This window comes from Arthrobacter tecti (assembly GCF_054511355.1).
Genome location: NZ_JBTNCT010000001.1, coordinates 167,218 through 184,882 on the forward strand (window position 1 = coordinate 167,218; position 17,665 = coordinate 184,882).

The window sequence follows — 17,665 nt, forward strand, 5'->3', positions numbered from 1 at the left end:
AACCCGGGGTTTTCATTGTGCGCGGAGGGGGACTTGAACCCCCACCCTCAATAAGAGGACTAGCACCTCAAGCTAGCGCGTCTGCCATTCCGCCACCCGCGCAGGTGGTGTTTTCGAAGCAAAATTTCCTTGGGAAACGCTCGAAAGCAGCGAGAAAAACTCTAACACGACAGTGGGCCAAGAACTTAATCGGGGACGCTCATCGCAGCAGATCTGCAATCGCGCGGATTCCCGTGTACGTCTCCTCAAACGATGTCGACAGGGGTGAAAGACCGAGCCGCAGACCGTCGGGGTTTCGGAAGTCGGGGATGACGCCGTCGTTCCATAGTTCAGGCAGCATCGTCTTGAACGCCGGGTGGTCGATCGTGATGTGACTGCCGCGCAGCTCCGGGTTCCGGGGCGATGCGATCCGCACACCATGGGCACCCATCAGTTCCTCCACGCTTTCGACGGCGAACGCGGTCAGTTGCATTGATTTCCGCCGCACCCTGGTCATGCCCACCTCTTCCAGGAGGTCCAGCATGCCCTGCATGGCCACCATGCCGAGGATGGGCGGAGTCCCGGATACCAAGCGACGGACTCCCTCTGCCGGCTCGTACGCGGTTCCCATGCCAAACGGATCGGCGCTCCCGAGCCAGCCATGAATCGGCTGCTGTAAGTCGCTGAGGTGACGGTGCGCCACATACGCCCACGCGGGAGCACCCGGACCGCCATTGAGGTACTTGTAGCTGCAACCCACCGCGAAATCGACATCCCACGCATCCAGCTGCACGGGAACCGATCCCACGGAATGACTCAGGTCCCACACAACCACCGCTCCAGCTTCGTGGATGGCACGGGTAATGCCTTCCATGTCCGCTATATGTGCCGACCGATAGGCGACATGGCTCAGTACGACGACGGCGGTTTCCGGGCTTAATGCCGCAGTCACACCAGCAGAGGTGGGACCGGCGTCGTGCTCTGCTTCCACCCAGCGCACGTTCAGTCCGTGGTCGGCCGCTATCCCCTCGACGATGAAGCGGTCCGTGGGAAAGTTGTCCCGGTCGATCACCATTTCAGTTCGGCCGGGGCGTGCAGCGAGGGCTGCGCGGACCACCTTGTACAACATGACGCTGGTGGAATCTGCGACGACGCACTGGCCCGCCGCGGCCCCGAGCGCCACGCGACCTATCTGGTCGCCGAGGCGTGCCGGGAGTTCCAACCAGCCCTCGTCCCAGCCGCGGATAAGGCGCGCGCCCCACTGGCTCCGAACGAAGTCAGCCAGGCGGTCCGCGGTTGCCGTCAATGGCCGCCCCAGGGAGTTGCCGTCGAGGTAGGCAGGGATCCCACCGTCGTCGTGTCCATGAAAGCGCCGTCGATACCGCGCGAGCGGATCCTGCGCGTCCAGGGATCGGGCGAGCGTGAGCTGCGAGTCGGAAGGCATGGTTTCAGTCTAGGTCGGGCTCATGAAGCCGGAAGCGCAAAGGAGCCGCCTCCCGCTGCTGTTCGGGAGGCGGCTCCTGGCTTCTTGCGATGAAGCTACTTGTTCGAGGCGGTGAAGTAGGCCGTCTGGATCGAGGATCCAAAGTACGGTCCGTACATCACGTTCTTCTGGGTGTTGTAGCCGAAGCTGTTCACGGAGTTCTGGGTGCCACCGGATCCGGAGCCCACGAACCACGGGCCGCCGGAGGAACCACCGGTCATGTCGCAGGGAATCCCCTGAGACTGCGAGCCGCCGATCCGGTCAGCTGAGGCACGGCCGGCGCAGCTCTTCAGCGTCTCGCCGTTGAAGGGGCTGGCGGCCGGGTAGCCGTAAGCGGTGTAGGAGAGCCCGCGTGCGAGGTTGAAACCGATCTTCGATGCACCGACGGTTGCGGCCAAGGTCTTGCCATCCTGCGGCCCGACGACGGCGAAGGCACCGTCATAGCTGATGTCGTTGCGTGAGATCCACTCGCTGGTGGAATGCAGCGACGTGGCAGACCACATCCCGTACGGCGCGTCACCGTTGTTGTACGCGGGTACGAAAACGAATTTGCTGGCCCAGCCTGCGTTGATGTCGTACGTGCAATGGCCGGCCGTGGCGACCGTGCTCTGGTTGGCGCTCTGGACCGAATTGGCCGAGCACACGTAGTTCTGGCCGCCGAGGGTGAAGAACACCTTCCCGATGTGTGAGACAGGAGCCGGGCTGCCTGCCCGCTTGCTTGGCGCTGCCTTCTTCTCGGGTGCCGCTTTGAGCGTTCCCGCCCCGGCCTTGGGCATCACCGAACGACCTTGCTCAGCCCATCCCTGCGAGTTGATGGTGTTGCCCGGCTTGGCATCCTTCATCCGCTCGGGGGTCCAGTACGCCTCAAGGGATTCCTGCGATTCGACCTGGACGTGGGAAACAGTGGCGCCCTGCGCCTTCAACTGTGCCTCCGGGGCTGCGTTGGCGGCACCGCCGGCCATGAGAGCCGTTGCGACCAGCGTCGATGCTGCCAGCACGGTTGCCTTCAAACCTCGTGAATTCACGAAATTCCTCATTTCGATCGTGTGAAGCGTCAGCGGTAACTGACCACTGGAGTCTGCCCTGTTTGCGACGAAGATCACAATTTGAGAACAAATCTGGTCCAAAATAACGTGAGATTGAAGGGGCGATGTGGACTTTTCAGAACGGTCATGCAATTATCTCCGCCGCGCTCACCCAAGACGATCCATCCGTCCAGTGAAGTGCGTACGACGACGGCGGGGATCCCACGCCGTGACATTGGCCCCCTCCCACTCGCTTCCCGCGCGATCGACATCAAGGGCGAGAAAGACCTTCGAAGGAAGCGGAACCGGCGAGTGGAAGTCGACCGTCCAACGCATGGGCGTCCATTCGCGGGGACCGGCTTCGGCAACCATGCGTGAAGCCAGGTACATGCCGTGGGCAATGGGTTTCCTCATCCCAAGCAGCCGCGCGGACGGGACACTTAGATGGATCGGATTGTAATCACCGGAGATGGCCGCATAGCGCCGGCCCGCATCCGGTCCAAGAGTCCACACAGTGGTCGGGTAGTCCGGTAGCACGCCGGCCAGTGCTGCGTCCGACGCAGGCGCCGGCTTTGTCAAACCCGGTAGATAGGTTCCCTTGGCCAAATACGTCGACCGGCCCCGCCAGGCCAACCCGGTGCTGTTTTCGACCTGGACGACCGCGTCGACCGTGGTACCGCTCCGGTGACCCTCCAGGTTTTCCACCCACGCGGACACCGAGAGTTCCTCGCTGACGTTCACCGGACTGAAGTGCTCGATGTCATTGCGAAGATGGATCATGCCGAGCAACGGCAACGGGAAGTCGTTCCTGGCGAGAACACTCATCGCGACGGGAAAGACGAGTACATGCTGGTAGCCCGAGGGCATAAACTCCCCCGCAGGCTGCCCCATGAGGGCCTGAAAGGCTCGCACGTGTTCGGGGCTCGCTGTCACCGATTCGACCCGATGCCGGGCCGCAGGCAATGTTTGCTGCCTTGTGACCGCCGGTATGCGTGCCCTGATGGAATGGGTCAGCGCCTTCCCATAGAGGGCTGTGAGGGCCGGAACACTCTCAAGCCGGGTCTCCATCACGCACCGACCAGGTTCTGTCCGCAGACCCTCAGCGTCTGCCCGCTGATTCCGGCGGCCGCACCCGTTGCAAGGAAGGCAACCGTCTCAGCAACATCGATCGGCAACCCACCCTGCTGGAGACTGCTCAGTCGCCTGGCTACCTCCCTGGTAGCGAACGGCATCCTGGCTGTCATCTCCGTCTCGATGAATCCGGGCGCAACCGCGTTGATCGTCCGCTCCGAGTCCTGCAGCATAGCCGCCGTCGAGCGCACCATACCGATCACTCCCGCCTTCGACGCCGCGTAATTCGTCTGCCCCCTGTTTCCGGCAATGCCGCTGGTAGAGGCGAGGCTGACAATCCGTCCATCGGCACTGAAGTCCGGGGAAGCGAGAAGCGCATCATTGATACGTAGCTGCGACTCAAGGTTCACTGCCAGCACTGAATCCCATCGGCCCGCGTCCATATTTGCGAGTAGCTTGTCCCGGGTGATCCCGGCATTGTGCACCACAATATCCAGGCCGCCGTATCGGGTAGCCGCATGGTTCAGGATGATCTCGGCAGCATCGAAAGCGGTGACATCAGCGTGTAACGCTGTGCCGCCGACGCCGTTCACAACCCGCATCAATTGCTCCCCTGCAGCCGGAACATCAACGCCGATCACGCGCGCGCCTTCCCTCGCCAGAACCCTGACGATCTCCGCGCCGATTCCACGCGCAGCCCCGGTGACCACCGCTGTACGGCCGGCAAGAGGTGCCTGCCAGCTCTGCGGCTCTAAACCGCCGCTGGTTCTCACGCTCACGAACTGGCCATTCACATAAGCGCTGCGACCCGAGAGCAGGAAGCGCAGCGCGGCACGGACGCTCACCGCGTCGATGTCCACGGCCTCCCCCAGGACAACCCCGTTTGCTGTCGCACCGCCACGGAGCTCCTTCGCCACGCTGCGCAACGCGCCTTCGATGCCTTGCCGCGCAGCCGTGACGGCGGGGTCGGTCTGCGCTTCAGCGGACCGGGAAACTGTTATCACCCGCCCGCCCGGCATCAGCTGCCGCAGGACGCCGCCGAGCTCCAGCAATGTAGCGGACAAAGCGCCGGGGCTTGCTACGTCATCGAGAACGACGACGACGGCGCCGGCCTTTTCCTTGGGCCGCAGGTGTCGCCGCACATCCAGGTTCCATGCAAGAAGGGATGACGCGAGTCGGTCGGCGCCGGCTGAAGCGCCCAGAACGAGCACTGGACCCGGAACCAGCGGAGCACCAGGCTCGTATCGGCGCAGAGGTACCGGACGAGGCAGGCCGATCGCCTTGGCGACCTTGTTCAACGGCCCGGAGTTCACAAGGTTGAGGTAGGTATCCGTCACGGTTATCGTGCCTCCAGGATGGCAACCACACCCTGTCCACCGGCGGCGCAGACCGAGATAAGTCCACGTCCGGAGCCTTTCTCCGCGAGCGATTTGGCAAGGGAGGCGACAATCCGCGCACCGGTTGCGGCGAACGGATGGCCGGCCGCCAGGGAAGATCCGTTCACGTTCAGCTTGCTCCGGTCCACGGTTCCAAGCGCCCCCGACAGTCCGAGCTGGTTCCGGCAGAAGTCCTCGTCCTCCCAGGCAGCCAGTGAAGTCAGCACGGTACTGGCGAACGCCTCATGGATCTCGAAGAAGTCGAAATCCGCGAACGTCATGTTGTTACGCGCGAGCAGGCGCGGCATGGCATAGACCGGAGCCATCAGCAGGCCCTCCTTGCCGTGGACGAAGTCGACTGCTGCAGCCTCAGCGTCGATTACGTTCGCGAGCATGGGGAGGCTGTGTTGATGGGCGTACTCCTCTGATCCGAGCAGGACCACAGCGGCACCGTCCGTCAACGGCGTCGAGTTACCCGCCGTCATCGTGGCCTCGGCTGTGAGGCTGCGCCCGAAGACAGGTTTCAGGGAGCCAAGCTTCTCCAGTGAGGTGTCTGCACGGAGGTTGCCATCCCGGGCGACGCCGTGAAAGGGCGTCACCAGGTCATCGAAGAACCCGCGGTCGTAGGCAGCAGCCATGTTCGTGTGGCTGGCCAGCGCTAGCTCGTCCTGTGCGCGCCGGCCGATGTTCCAGCGCGCCGTCGTTATCGCCTGATGCTCCCCCATTGAGAGGCCGGTACGGGGTTCTCCCGTTCCAGGCGCGTTCGGTTTGAGGTGGGCGGGCCGCAAATTCCTTAGCGCGGCGACCTTTTGTGGCGTACTGCGCGCCCTGGACAGGTCAAGGAGTACCCGCCGCAGACCCTCACTCACGGCTATGGGTGCGTCAGACGCGGAATCAACGCCCCCGGCGATCCCCGAGTCGATCTGTCCGAGCTTGATCTTGTTCGACAGTCCGACAACCGTCTCAAGGCCCGTGGCGCACGCCTGCTGCAGGTCATAGGCCGGCGTATCGGGAGCCAGCGCGGATCCGAGGACCGCCTCGCGTGTCAGGTTGAAATCACGTGAGTGCTTCAGAACAGCGCCGGCCGCAACCTCACCGACCCGCTGCCCCTGGAGTCCGAACCGGGCCACCAGTCCGTTCAAGGCGGCCGTCAGCATCTCCTGGTTGGAGGCATAGGCGTAGGGTCCGCCGGAACGTGCGAAAGGGATACGGTTCCCACCGATAACGACGGCGGGACGCGCCTTGGCCTCCGACGGTCGGCTGGTTCGCGCCGCGGGATTTTGCTGTGCTTCGTCGGTATTCATGGATGCTCCTTGATTGGCACACGGATTTCCTACTGGACGTCCGTCGAGGGCGCCCCGCTGATCACCGCAGAAGAATCCGCGCGATCGCAAGTGTTTGATACCCAGCGTACCTGATACGCTGGGTATCGTGAATCGGCCACTCATTACCCGCAACCGGGACGCGTCACCGAACCCCGGTGGCAATCCTGCCCGTGGTACGGCTGCATCGGAGAAGTCGGCCGACGGACGCTCCAGCCGATGGGAGAAACATCGCGAGAACCGGCGGCACGCCCTGATCAAGACAGCACGCAAAGCCGTGCACCGGATCGGCCCGGGCGCTTCCATGGAAGACATCGCTTCCGCTGCAGACACGTCCAAATCCGTGTTTTACCGATATTTCGGGGACAAAGCCGGACTGCAGCGAGCAATGGGTGAGGTGGTCGTAAGCCAGATGCAGGAGCAACTGTTCGACGCCGCCCGCAAAGCAACCACTCCGCGCGAAGGACTGCATGCCATGGTGTCGGCCTATCTGCAGATGGCAGGGACGTCACCGAATGTCTATGTGTTCGTCACCCAGCCAAACCAGGAGGGCGTAACCCCTTCCCTGGAGGGATCCGCGGCCCTCAGCAGCTTCTTCGACGCGGTTTCCGCCATGCTTGCCCGGCCGTTGGACGAGTATCTCGGCCACAGCGTGACGGACAGCGCGAAGACACGGACACTGACGCTCTGGCCGCGCGCGGCAATCGGTATGGTGCGGGCCGCTGGTGAGCAATGGCTATCCACCCCTGATGGTGAACACCGGCCAACCGAGGCAGATCTCGCGGACGCGATCACCGGCTGGCTGCTCGACGGCATCCCTACGTCCGTCCCACACGCTTCCCATCCGTTCACACCGGGCACAGCTCGACGTTCAAAGGACCAATCATGACCCAAACCGCAACCCGCCCTGAGCTTTCAGTACCCGCAACAGTCGCAATCCAGGACAACGACGCCGCCGTCGTGGATGTGGCGGCGCTTGGGGAGCAGCTGCTGGGGCGCTGGGCCGCCTCGCGACGGACAGCCCGCGAGCTCGCGGGTGACCCGGCAGTGCACAAGGTCGAAGGGCTTTCCTCTTCCGAACATCGGGCCCGTTGCCTCGAACAGCTGCACCACCTTGTCAAAAGTAAGGCTGTCCACAGGGCATTCCCGAAGGAACTCGGTGGCTCCGACGACCACGGTGGGAACATCGCAGGTTTCGAAGAGTTGGTGGTCGCCGATCCCTCACTTCAGATCAAGGCCGGTGTCCAGTGGGGCCTTTTCGGTGCCGCGGTCCTACATCTCGGCAGCGAGGAGCATCATCGCAAGTGGCTGCCCGGCATCATGAACATGGACATACCCGGCTGCTTCGCAATGACGGAAACCGGACACGGGTCCGACGTCGCAAGTATCGCGACCACTGCAACGTTCGATTCCGATGCGGACGAATTCGTCCTGCACACGCCCTTCCGCGCCGCCTGGAAGGACTACATCGGCAATGCCGCGCTGGATGGGCGTGCCGCCGTAGTCTTCGCACAGTTGGTTACCCGCGGCGTCAATCACGGCGTGCATGCCTTCTACGTGGAGCTTCGTGACGAGTCGGGCAGTTTCCTGGACGGAATCGGCGGAGAGGATGACGGGCTGAAGGGAGGACTCAACGGCATCGACAACGGCCGGCTCCACTTCACACAGGTGCGCGTGCCCAGGACCAACCTCCTCAACCGTTACGGCGACGTTGCGCCGGACGGAACCTACACCTCCCCCATCGACTCGCCGGGGCGACGCTTCTTCACCATGCTCGGGACCCTCGTACAGGGCAGGGTTTCACTCGACGGAGCTGCGGTGGCCGTCAGCAAGTTGGCGCTCAAGACCGCCATCCAGTACTCCGTCGAGCGTCGCCAGTTCACCACCGCCTCCGAGCTCTCGGAGGAAGTCCTGTTGGACTACCAGCTGCATCAGCGGCGCCTCCTGCCGCGTCTCGCGGCAACATATGCAGCCTCCTTCGCGCACGAGGAACTGCTGGAAAAGTTCGACGGCGTCTTCTCCGGAGAGCACGACACGGACGAGGACCGGCAGGACCTCGAAACCCTCGCCGCAGCGCTGAAGCCGCTCTCAACCTGGCTCGCGCTCGACACCCTGCAGGAGTGTCGCGAGGCGTGCGGCGGCGCGGGATTCCTGACCGAGAACAGGTTCACCTCCCTGCGGGCGGACCTCGATGTCTACACCACGTTCGAAGGCGACAACAACGTCCTGCTGCAACTGGTGGCAAAGCGCCTTCTCGCCGACTACGCCAAGGAATTCCAGGGGGTCGATTTCGGCGTGCTCGCCCGCTTCGTCGTCACCCAGGCGGCGGAGCGGACCCTGCACCGCACCGGTCTGCGCCAGGTGCTTCAATCCGTTGTCGACACCGGTTCGGAGCGGAAATCGGCCATTGCGTTGCGGGACGAGCGGACACAGCACGAGCTGTTGTGCGGACGCGTGGATTCCATGGTCGGTGAGCTTGCCGGGGCGCTGCGCGGGGCGCGCCGCCTCCCGCCCGCGGATGCAGCTGCCGTCTTCAACCAGCACCAACAGGAGTTGATTCAAGCCGCGCGCGCCCATGCAGAACTGCTTCAGTGGGAAGCGTTCACGTCCGCGCTCGCGAACACGTCGGATGCCGGCACGCGGCAGGTCCTCACCTGGCTCAGGGACCTGTTCGGGCTGTGCCTGATCGAGGAAAATCTCTCCTGGTACCTCATGAACGGTCGGCTTTCGGCCCAGCGTGCACGCACACTCGGTCCTTACATCAACCGTCTGTTACTCAAGATCCGTCCGCATGCGGTCGACCTCGTGAACGCATTCGGCTACGGAGCGGAGCACCTGCGGGCTGCAATCGCAACGGGGGCGGAGCAGAAGCGCCAGGACAAAGCGCGCGAGAACGCACGTGCGGTGCGGGCCAGCGGGCACGCACCGGTCGATGAGAAAACCGTCATCCTAAGGAAAGCGGAAGCGGACAAACGGTCGCAGCGGGGCTAGGAGCGCCAGGCAGCCACCACCCCGCGTGCTCTGACCTTCCCCGGCCCCGGTGAAGGTCAGAGTACCGAGCGGTAGATATCCAGCGTGGAGCCGGCGATGGTATCCCAGGAGAAGTGCTGCTCGGCCCGCTTACGCCCCAGTTCGCCCATGGAGCGGGCACGTGCCGGATCGGCCACCAGGGCGTTGAGCGCATCCGCGAAATCCCTGACGAACAAGTCCGGATCCAGCGGCGTGCCGGTTCCGTCCTGGACCTGCTCAAGCGGAACGAGCGTGCCCGTAGCGCCGTCGTCGACCACTTCGGGTATGCCGCCCGTCGCACTGGCGACCACGGCCGCGCCGCAGGCCATCGCCTCAAGATTGACAATACCGAGCGGTTCGTAGATTGACGGACATGCAAAGACGGTCGCGTGGCTGAGTACCTGAATCAGCTCGCGCCGCGGGAGCATCCGCTCGATGAGGATCACTGAGCCGCGCTGCGCTGTCAGGTCATCGATAAGGCGCGACGTCTCGGAAGCGAGTTCCGGGGTATCCGCGGCACCCAAACAGAGCACCAGCTGGACATCACCGGGCAGCTTGGCTGCTGCCCGCAACAGGTACGGCACGCCCTTCTGACGGGTGTTCCTGCCGACGAAGACCACGCTGGGCCGATCCGGGTCGATCCCAAGCTCGCGCACGGCGTCGTCGTCAGCGTCCGGGCTCCAGGCGACGGTGTCCACGCCGTTATGCACCACATGGACACGCGAGGGCTCCACTGCCGGATAGCAGCGCAGGATGTCCTCGCGCATGCCCGCGGACACAGCGATCACGGCGGAGGCAGCCTCATAGGCGGTCTTCTCAACCCAGGAGGAAAGCGCGTAGCCACCGCCCAGCTGCTCGGCCTTCCAAGGCCGCAGCGGCTCCAGGCTGTGCGCGGTGAGGACATGGGGAATCCCGTGCAGTAACGAGGCGAGGTGGCCCGTCATATTGGCGTACCACGTGTGCGAATGCACAACGTCGGAACCGGAAATCCCGCTCAACATCGACAGATCCGTGCCGAGGGTCTGGACGGCAGCATTCGCCTCGCTCAGCTCAGCCGGCACCCCGTAGTTACGGACCGTGGCACCGTGGAACTTCTCGGGCCGTTCACCGCCGAAGCAGTGAACCATGAGGTCAATGCGGTCTGCGAGCACCCGGCTCAGCTCCGCTACGTGGACGCCCGCGCCGCCATAGATTTCCGGCGGGAATTCTTTTGTCACAATGTCTACTCGCACCTTCCCAACGTAGTGCAGCGGTTGCCGGTCCTCTAGTGTGAGTTGCAGGACGTAACACTCGGTCGAAAGAACAGGGAGGGGTTGTCCGTGGCTGTCAAGAAGGTGCTCGCGGTTGTTCTGGCAGGCGGTGAGGGCAAGCGATTGATGCCGCTCACGGCGGATCGGGCGAAGCCCGCGGTCCCTTTTGCGGGCAGCTACCGGCTGATCGACTTCGCGTTATCGAACGTGGTCAACTCCGGCTATCTGCAGATCGTCGTCCTCACCCAGTACAAATCCCACAGCCTGGACCGGCACATCTCCGAGACCTGGCGCATGTCCACCCAGCTGCAGCAGTACATCGCCTCCGTTCCAGCACAGCAGCGCCGCGGCAAAAGCTGGTTTCTCGGCAGCGCAAATGCTATCTACCAGTCCCTGAACCTGATCCATGATGCACGGCCGGACATCGTCGTCGTCATCGGTGCCGACCACGTGTACCGGATGGATTTCGAGCAAATGGTGCAGGCGCACATCAACTCGGGCGCGTCGGTGAGCGTCGCGGCGGTCCGGCAGCCGCTCCACCTCGCGGACCAGTTCGGGGTGATCGAGGTGGATGCCGCGGACCCCGGCCGGATTTCGGCGTTTGTGGAGAAGCCCCAGTCAACACCCGGGCTGGCGGATGACCCGAACAGTTTCCTTGCATCCATGGGGAACTATGTATTCAACACCGATGCACTTGTACAGGCGCTCGATGCAGACGCTGCTCGGTTGAACACCAAGCACGACATGGGCGGGGATATCATCCCTTACTTCGTGGAGCGCGGCGACGCCGCTGTTTACGACTTCACCACCAATGAGATTCCCGGCTCCACCGAACGGGACAGCCAGTACTGGCGCGATGTCGGCACCCTCGACTCTTATTACGACGCCAACATGGACCTCATCACCCCGCTGCCGCTGTTCAACCTCTACAACCTCCAGTGGCCCATCTACACGCGGCAGAGCATCTCGCCTCCCGCGAAGTTCGTGCGCAGCGCATCCGGTGTTTCAGGAGTCGCGCACGATTCGGTGGTCTCCAACGGGGTGGTGATCTCGGGCGGGTCAGTCCAGAGTTCAATCCTTGCCACGGACGTCTTCGTGGACGAAGGCGCAGACGTGAGCGGATCCGTCCTCCTCGACAGCGTGAGCGTCGGCTCGGGTGCAGTGATTCGGAAGGCGATCATCGACAAGAATGTCCACGTTCCGCCGGGTGCGAAGATCGGCGTGGACCGGGAACTCGACCTGAGCCGTGGCTTCACCGTGACGGATTCAGGGCTGACTATCCTCAGCAAAGGTCAGGAAGTTGAGCCCTGAAAGCCTCCGGCGGCGCCGCCGTGATTGAATGGGCCGGTGCATAACGAGAATCTCCGTCGCGACGAAGCGGCAAGCCGGTCCGCCATCACCAACGTCCTGGAATACGACGTAAGCCTGGACCTCAGCAACGCACGGGATGCCCAATCCGCCGGCTTCCCTTCAAGGTCAGTGGTGACCTTCGAATGCTCCAGGCCGGGCGCCGAGACCTTCCTCGATTTCATCCACGGCGGAGTTGAGAGCGTCACCCTCAACGGGACTGCCCTCGACGTGGACAGGGTTGTTTCCGGCGCCCGAATCACCCTTGAAGGCCTCGCGGCGCACAATACTGTCGTGATTGAGGGCACCGCCCTCTACAGCCGCAGCGGCGAAGGAATGCACCGGTTCGAGGACCCGGCCGACGGCGAAACCTACCTTTACACGCAATACGAACCCGCGGACGCCCGCCGGGTTTTCGCCTGCTTTGAGCAGCCGGACCTTAAAGCGCCCTTCACCTTCCATGTACGGGCGGCGGAGGGGTGGTCCGTCGCCTCGAACGCCGCGGAATGCGGGCTGGACCGACACGACGACGGCACCGCCACCAGGCACTTCGAGCCGACGATGCGCATCTCGACCTACATCACCACCGTGTTGGCTGGCCCATACGCGGTCACGCGTGATGAGTGGACGGGAATTGTCGGCGACGGCGACGTACTGCGGATCCCGCTGGCAGCCTATTGCCGCCGTTCCCTGGCGGAGAACCTGGATGCTGAACGAATCTTTGAAACAACGCGGCGCGGTCTGACGTACTTCCACGATCTGTTCAAATACCCCTACCCGTTCGGAAAGTATGAGCAGGCATTCGTACCGGAGTACAACCTCGGCGCCATGGAGAACCCGGGGCTCGTCACGTTCACGGAGTCCTATGTCTTCCGGTCCCGCGCCACCCACGCGCAGTACGAGTCGCGTGACAACACGATCATGCACGAGATGGCGCACATGTGGTTCGGCGATCTGGTGACCATGACCTGGTGGGACGATCTCTGGCTCAAGGAGTCCTTCGCCGACTTCATGGGTGCTCTTGCGGTGGCGGAAGCGATGGGATCAGAAACGTCCTGGATCACGTTCGCCAACAGGCGGAAGGCCTGGGCATACCTTCAGGACCAATTGCCTTCAACCCATCCGATCGTTGCGGATATCCCCGATCTCGAAGCAGCCAAACTCAACTTCGACGGCATTACCTACGCAAAAGGCGCGTCCGTCCTGAAACAGCTGGTCGCCTACGCCGGTTTCGATGCTTTCACCGCTGCAGCGCGTTCCTACTTCCATGACCATGCGTTCTCGAACACCACCCTGGAAGACCTCCTCGGTGCCCTCACAAGCGCTTCCGGGAGGGATATGTCCGCCTGGGCGCAGCGCTGGCTGCAGACCTCCGGTGTGCCGCAACTGGCTGCAGAGGTAGCAACCGACGACGACGGCGCCTATACCTCGGTGGCGATCCTCCAGCACGCGGTCGATCCAGTCACCGCAGAACCGGCGCCCCGGCCGCACAGCATCCGGCTCGGGCTGTACTCTTTCGACGAGAACGGCAGGTTGTTGCGAACGGCTTCCCACGAGCTGGTCGTCGACGGCGACCGCACCGAGGTTCCGGCCCTCACCGGACACGTCCAACCGGATCTCCTGCTCATTAACGACGACGACCTCACCTACGCCAAGCTCGTCTTTGACGAGCGCTCCGTCGCTACCCTCCTTTCATCTGCCGACCGGCTCGAGGAGCCACTCGCCCGCGCCATCTGTCTTGCTGCGCTGTGGTCCTCAACCCGCGATGCGCTACTGAACGCCGAAGACTATCTCGGTGCCGTCGAGCGCGTTGCTCCAAGGGAACAGGGCGTGGGCGTCCTTGCTCAGCTGCTTCAGAACGCTCGTCACGCCGTCGAGCAGTACGCGCCGGCGCATGACCGTGATGAGCTGCGCGAGCGGCTCGCTGCTTGTCTGGTTCGCGGGCTCGAGGAAGCCGAGCCGGGAACAGACCATCAGCTCGTGTGGGCCCGTGCGCTGGCATCAACATCGCGGAAGACCCGCACGCATTCGGGATTGTTGCGCGGGCTGCTTGAGGGGACGCGTGTCCTCGATGGCCTGGTCATCGACGACGAGCTGGGCTGGCAGCTGTGGCAAGGACTCGCTGCACAGAACCTTGCGAGTATCGACGAGCTGGAAGCCGCCCTGCAACGCGACCATACAGCCTCGGGGCGAACCGGTTTCACCACCGCCTGCACGATCGTCCCCGATGCCGCCGTCAAGGCCAAGGCCTGGCAGGAAGTGATCTTCGGGGACCGGTTGTCCAACGAACTCCTCAGCGCCACCATCTCCGGCTTCCGCGAAGGACCGGCGGAACTGCAAGAACCGTATCTACGTCCCTACTTCAATGAGATCCAGCGGGTGTGGACCAGCCTTCCGATCGAGATGTCCGCCCGCATAGTACGGGGGCTATACCCGGGCGAGCAGGATCTGGAGCCGGGCGTTGTTCCTGAAAACCACTCCGTCATTGCAATGACCGATTCATGGCTCAGCGAACACCCCGACGCCCCGCACTCCCTGCGACGCATTGTGATCGAAGAGCGGGACCACCTGTTGCGCGCGCTGCGCGCGCAGGCCGTTGCCATGAAACCAGCCGAGGTGGGATAAGGGAGAAATGGTTAGGGGACCCGGTAGAGCCACTCGGGCGTTCCGAACTTGCTGCCTACCAGCCCTTCGGCAGCGGATAGTTCCTCGGAGCTGAACGTTCCATCGACTGCGCCGTAGCGTTCCCGGAACGTATCGCTGAGGACCCGGATGATTTCCTCGCGGGACAATCCTATCTGGCGGCGCAATGGATCCACCCGCTTCTTCGCGCTCTTGATGCCCTTATCGGAAAGTTTCTCGCGCCCGATCCGCAGCACCTGCAGCATCTTGTCCGCGTCGATGTCGTAGGACATGGTGACGTGGTGGAGCAGGCCGCCATTGCTCAGCCGCTTCTGCGCCGCACCGCCGATCTTCCCGAGGTCCGTCGCGATGTCGTTCAGCGGTTGGTACCAGGCCGTGATCCCGAGCTTCTTCAATCCTTCCATCACCCACTCGTCGAGGAAGGGGTACGAATCCGCAAAGCTGAGACCGTCCACCAGGGACTGCGGAACGTAGAGGGAGTATGTGATGGCATTGCCGTGTTCCATGAACATCGCTCCCCCACCGCTGATGCGACGGACCACGCTAACGCCGTGGCGGCGGACGCCGTCGTCGTCGACTTCGTTACGTACGGACTGGAAACTGCCGATGACTACCGACGGGCTCTCCCATTCCCAGAAGCGCAGGGTGGGACTGCGGCGCCCCTCACCCACCTCGCGGGTCAGGACTTCGTCCATCGCAACGTGCATGGCTGTGGACAAGGGGGTTGGGCCGATGATCTCCCAGCGGTGGTCCGTCCAGGCTGATGCCTTGCCTAACGCGCGCCGGACGGCGGTCGCCACTGATTCCGGCGAAAATCCGAGCATCTGCGCACCCGGGCGCAGCCGGTTCCGGATAGACCCGGTTAGTTCGCTGTGCGACGCCTCGACAGGCAGACCCTGGATGGCGGCATTGATATCGTCGAGGGCTTCATCGGGTTCAAGGAAGAAATCGCCATTGATGGAGACGGAGGAGAACCTGCCGTCCACGACGTCGACATCGGCCACCACCAGCTTTCCTCCCGGCACCTTGTACTCGCCATGATGCTGCGCTGCTGCGTCCTGCTCCACGCGCCACCTCCGTATCGCTGTTTGAACCCGTCCGGTCTGCCTAATGCCTTAAACCACTGAACCCGAACCGGCATTCCGGTTCGGGTTCAGCAAAGAATTTCGGCCTGGACTACTTCTTGCCGAAGCCCTTGAAGCGCTGGTTGAAGCGCTCGACACGGCCGGCGGAGTCCATGATGCGCTGCTTGCCGGTGTAGAACGGGTGCGACTCCGAAGAGATTTCCACCTCTACCAGCGGGTAGGTGTTGCCGTCTTCCCACTCAACAGTCTTATTCGACGTAACGGTGGACCGGGTGAGGAACGACTTCTCGGAGGCGAGGTCGCGGAAAACGACTGTCGAGTACTTGGGGTGGATATCAGACTTCACAGTATTACCTTCTGTAGTTGCCTGGATTTTGCCAGGCACCGGGAGCTTGAAAGTTTGCGGCCCGCAGGCCAGCAACCAACTCTATCGCAACGACACCGAATGCGCTAAAAGGGACGGCCGGTCTACGGCCCGCCGGCTTTCAGCCGCGTAACCGGCACTCCCAGAATGCAACTGCACCGGCGGCAGCGACGTTGAGCGAGTCCACTACCGGATTCATGGGGATCCGGACGGTGAGGTCGGCACGCTCCAGGGTGGCCAGCATCAGGCCGTCCCCCTCCGTGCCCAGGATCAACGCAAGACGGTCCGGATTCCGCCCGGACAGTTGCTGCAGGTCAATGCCTCCGGGCTCCAGCGCCAGTGCCGCAACGAGAAATCCGCGCGACTGAAGCACCCCGATCGCTTCGGGCCAGGACTCCAGCCGGACCCACGGCACCTGGAATACTGTGCCCATGCTCACCCTGATCGACCGCCGGTACAGCGGATCCGCGCAGCGCGGCGTCACCAGGACGGCGTCGACGCCGAGCGCCGCCGCGGAGCGGAAAACGGCGCCGAGGTTCGTGTGGTCAACCATGTCCTCAATGACAGCAATGCGGCGGGCGCTGCGCAGTACCTCTTCCAGTTGGACCGGCGCGGGTCGGTTCATTGCAGCCAGCGCGCCCCTGTGCAGGTGAAACCCTGTTATCTGCTCGAGGATGGCTTCCGTTCCGATGTAGGCGGGGACATCGGGGAAGCGGGCGAGGATGTCCTGAAGGTCCGGTAGCCACTTGTCGGTGAGGAAGAAGGAGCGCGGGGTGTGCCCGGCGTCGACCGCCCGGCGGAGCACCTTGGTACTTTCGGCGATGTACAAACCCTGCGCCGGTTCCAACCTCCGCCGAAGCTGGGTGTCGGTGAGGCTGATGTAGTCGACAACCCGCGGGTCCTCTGCCGTTCTCAGCCGCTCAATCGCCATTTCAGCCCACCAATCGGGCAATCATCGTGTAGAGCGCCACCAGTCCAAGAATTACTATCACGGTACGAAGAATCACCGGGGAAAGGCGGCGGCCCACCAAGGACCCGATGAACCCGCCGGCGAGGGAACCGACTCCGATCAGCAGGACAACCCACCAGTCGATCCTGTCGAAGGCGAAGATCATGTAGGAGACCGCGGCGATCAGATTCACAGCGAGCGCCAGCACATTCTTCATGGCGTTGGCGGCCTGCATGGAACCGTGGAGGAAGACACCGAGGATTCCGACCAACAGAATCCCCTGGGCGGCGACGAAGTACCCGCCGTACACCCCGGCCAGGAACACGAGGACGGTGAGCGCTATGGGATGGGACCTGGTGGTGGGCCTTTCCTCAGCCCTGCGACGTACCCAGCGCTGGAGCTTGGGCTGAAAGATCACGAACCCGAGAGCGATCACGATGAGGAAGGGCGCGACGATCCCGAAGACGCTTTCGGGCAGGTTCAGCAGCAGCGCCGCTCCGATGATGCCGCCAAGAATTGAAGCAGGCAAGAGTTTGGCGAGTGTCCGCCCGTTGCCTTTGAGTTCCTTCCGGTACCCCCAGGCACCAGATGCACCGCCTGCCACCAACCCCATCGCATTGCTGATTGTGGCGGTTACGGGTGCATAGCCAAGTGCCAGCAGGATGGGGAAAGTGACAAGGGTTCCGGAGCCGACAATGGTGTTGATCGTTCCAGCCCACAGCCCGCCCAGCAGGATGAGCGCATCGCGCAGCAAGTCCATAG

Annotated in this window: 14 protein-coding genes and 1 tRNA gene; 4 read left to right on the top strand and 11 right to left on the bottom strand. The window is 63.2% G+C overall.

Annotated features, from left to right (window positions below; translation table 11 throughout):
* Positions 1 to 18 precede the first annotated feature (18 nt).
* From ACX80C_RS00790 to ACX80C_RS00815, 6 genes are all read right to left on the bottom strand, one after another.
* Positions 19 to 102 (bottom strand) — tRNA-Leu (locus ACX80C_RS00790).
* A gap of 97 nt (positions 103 to 199) precedes the next feature.
* Positions 200 to 1,423, bottom strand: coding sequence for a kynureninase (locus tag ACX80C_RS00795; protein ID WP_459324326.1), 1,224 nt, complete (start codon positions 1,421 to 1,423; stop codon positions 200 to 202).
* Positions 1,424 to 1,518: 95 nt separating this feature from the next.
* Positions 1,519 to 2,487: a trypsin-like serine peptidase gene (locus ACX80C_RS00800; protein ID WP_459324327.1), complete on the bottom strand. Its 969-nt coding sequence runs from the start codon at positions 2,485 to 2,487 to the stop codon at positions 1,519 to 1,521.
* A 168-nt stretch (positions 2,488 to 2,655) separates the two neighbouring features.
* On the bottom strand, positions 2,656 to 3,420 hold the full coding sequence (locus ACX80C_RS00805) for a MaoC family dehydratase (protein WP_459324328.1): 765 nt from the start codon (positions 3,418 to 3,420) through the stop codon (positions 2,656 to 2,658).
* 134 nt (positions 3,421 to 3,554) lie between these two features.
* Positions 3,555 to 4,895 (bottom strand): 3-oxoacyl-ACP reductase, encoded by a 1,341-nt coding sequence (locus ACX80C_RS00810; protein ID WP_459324329.1) that lies wholly within the window; start codon positions 4,893 to 4,895, stop codon positions 3,555 to 3,557.
* Between the two features lie 2 nt (positions 4,896 to 4,897).
* Positions 4,898 to 6,238 (bottom strand): acetyl-CoA C-acetyltransferase, encoded by a 1,341-nt coding sequence (locus ACX80C_RS00815; RefSeq protein WP_459324330.1) that lies wholly within the window; start codon positions 6,236 to 6,238, stop codon positions 4,898 to 4,900.
* A 127-nt stretch (positions 6,239 to 6,365) separates the two neighbouring features.
* Between ACX80C_RS00815 and ACX80C_RS00820 the strand changes: the two genes are divergently transcribed.
* Both ACX80C_RS00820 and ACX80C_RS00825 read left to right on the top strand, forming a co-directional pair.
* Positions 6,366 to 7,145, top strand: coding sequence for a TetR/AcrR family transcriptional regulator (locus ACX80C_RS00820; protein ID WP_459324331.1), 780 nt, complete (start codon positions 6,366 to 6,368; stop codon positions 7,143 to 7,145).
* Positions 7,142 to 9,247 (top strand): acyl-CoA dehydrogenase family protein, encoded by a 2,106-nt coding sequence (locus ACX80C_RS00825; RefSeq protein WP_459324332.1) that lies wholly within the window; start codon positions 7,142 to 7,144, stop codon positions 9,245 to 9,247. The genes ACX80C_RS00820 and ACX80C_RS00825 overlap by 4 nt, the downstream gene beginning before the upstream one ends.
* A 56-nt stretch (positions 9,248 to 9,303) precedes the next feature.
* Here ACX80C_RS00825 and glgA read toward each other — a convergent pair whose 3' ends face one another.
* Positions 9,304 to 10,497, bottom strand: a complete 1,194-nt coding sequence (gene glgA / locus ACX80C_RS00830; protein WP_459324333.1) for a glycogen synthase — start codon at positions 10,495 to 10,497, stop codon at positions 9,304 to 9,306.
* An 81-nt stretch (positions 10,498 to 10,578) separates the two neighbouring features.
* On the opposite strand from glgA, the gene glgC reads away from it, so the two are divergent.
* Positions 10,579 to 11,826: a glucose-1-phosphate adenylyltransferase gene (glgC, locus tag ACX80C_RS00835; RefSeq protein ID WP_459324334.1), complete on the top strand. Its 1,248-nt coding sequence runs from the start codon at positions 10,579 to 10,581 to the stop codon at positions 11,824 to 11,826.
* A 36-nt stretch (positions 11,827 to 11,862) separates the two neighbouring features.
* Complete coding sequence (gene pepN / locus ACX80C_RS00840) at positions 11,863 to 14,487, top strand: aminopeptidase N (RefSeq protein ID WP_459324335.1); 2,625 nt, start codon at positions 11,863 to 11,865, stop codon at positions 14,485 to 14,487.
* Positions 14,488 to 14,498: 11 nt separating this feature from the next.
* Here the strand turns inward: pepN and ACX80C_RS00845 are convergent, their stop codons facing one another.
* The 4 genes from ACX80C_RS00845 to ACX80C_RS00860 form a co-directional block, all read right to left on the bottom strand.
* A complete protein-coding gene (locus ACX80C_RS00845; RefSeq protein ID WP_459324336.1) occupies positions 14,499 to 15,572 on the bottom strand; it encodes a lipoate--protein ligase family protein in 1,074 nt (357 codons plus the stop codon).
* Positions 15,573 to 15,681: 109 nt separating this feature from the next.
* The gene (locus tag ACX80C_RS00850) at positions 15,682 to 15,936 is read right to left on the bottom strand and encodes a type B 50S ribosomal protein L31 (RefSeq protein WP_459324337.1); all 255 of its coding nucleotides are present in this window, start codon (positions 15,934 to 15,936) and stop codon (positions 15,682 to 15,684) included.
* 139 nt (positions 15,937 to 16,075) lie between these two features.
* Positions 16,076 to 16,885 carry a TrmH family RNA methyltransferase gene (locus tag ACX80C_RS00855; RefSeq protein WP_459324338.1) on the bottom strand — a complete coding sequence of 270 codons (810 nt, stop codon included), beginning with the start codon at positions 16,883 to 16,885 and terminating at the stop codon, positions 16,076 to 16,078.
* 1 nt (position 16,886) lies between these two features.
* Positions 16,887 to 17,663: a sulfite exporter TauE/SafE family protein gene (locus ACX80C_RS00860; RefSeq protein ID WP_459324339.1), complete on the bottom strand. Its 777-nt coding sequence runs from the start codon at positions 17,661 to 17,663 to the stop codon at positions 16,887 to 16,889.
* Positions 17,664 to 17,665: the final 2 nt, after the last annotated feature.

Excerpts from the sequence above, each read along its gene's own strand:
- ACX80C_RS00795 (WP_459324326.1), bottom strand. The coding sequence starts at position 1,423 with ATGCCTTCCGACTCGCAGCTCACGCTCGCCCGATCCCTGGACGCGCAG.
- ACX80C_RS00815 (WP_459324330.1), bottom strand. The coding sequence starts at position 6,238 with ATGAATACCGACGAAGCACAGCAAAATCCCGCGGCGCGAACCAGCCGA.
- ACX80C_RS00825 (WP_459324332.1), top strand. The coding sequence starts at position 7,142 with ATGACCCAAACCGCAACCCGCCCTGAGCTTTCAGTACCCGCAACAGTC.
- ACX80C_RS00855 (WP_459324338.1), bottom strand. The coding sequence starts at position 16,885 with ATGGCGATTGAGCGGCTGAGAACGGCAGAGGACCCGCGGGTTGTCGAC.
- ACX80C_RS00860 (WP_459324339.1), bottom strand. The coding sequence starts at position 17,663 with ATGGACTTGCTGCGCGATGCGCTCATCCTGCTGGGCGGGCTGTGGGCT.